The sequence below is a fragment of the Zoogloea sp. genome, assembly GCF_023150065.1.
Lineage (GTDB): Bacteria > Pseudomonadota > Gammaproteobacteria > Burkholderiales > Rhodocyclaceae > Zoogloea.
In genome coordinates, this window is record NZ_JAKLLN010000132.1 from 1 (window position 1) to 669 (window position 669).

Genomic DNA, 669 nt, shown 5'->3' on the forward strand with positions numbered 1-669 from the left:
GCTACACCGTCTCCGACGGTCAGGGCGGCACCGCCACCACCACCCTCACCATCGACGTCACCGGCACCAACGACGTCCCGGTCACCGTCGGCACCCTGCCCAATGTCAGCAGCGTGGATGCCGCCACCGACCTCCGCATCCCCACCTCCGGCAGCTTCAGTGATCCGGACGCCGGCGACGTGCTGCACTACACTGCCACCAACCTGCCGGCCGGCCTCACGATCGACCCGAACACCGGCGTCATCACCGGCACCCTCGGCGCCGGCGCCTCGCAAGGTGGCCCGTACAGCATCGTCGTCACCGCCACCGACGGCAGCGGCGCGAGCGTCACCCAGACCTTCCAGCTCAACGTCACCAACCCGGCCCCGACGGCCGTGGCCGACACCCTCGCCGTCTCCGAAAACCTCAGCGCCGGCGGCAACGTCGTCACCGGCGTGGGCATCGGCGGCGACCGCGCCGACACCGACCCGGACGGCGACACCCTCAGCGTCACCCGCATCGGCACCGGCACCGGCACCCCGGCCACCGCGGTCACCGCCGCCGGCACCAGCGTCGTCGGCGCCCACGGCACCCTGTTGATCCGCGCCGACGGCAGCTACACCTACACCGCCACCGACAACACCCTGCAGGCCGGCCAGCACGCCACCGACACCTTCAGCTACACCGTCT

General features: G+C 71.9%; 1 protein-coding gene. It reads left to right on the forward strand.

Annotated elements, in window-relative coordinates:
* Window positions 1-669 (forward strand): putative Ig domain-containing protein (locus L6Q67_RS23860; protein ID WP_296576099.1); only part of this gene is annotated, 669 nt, incomplete at both ends.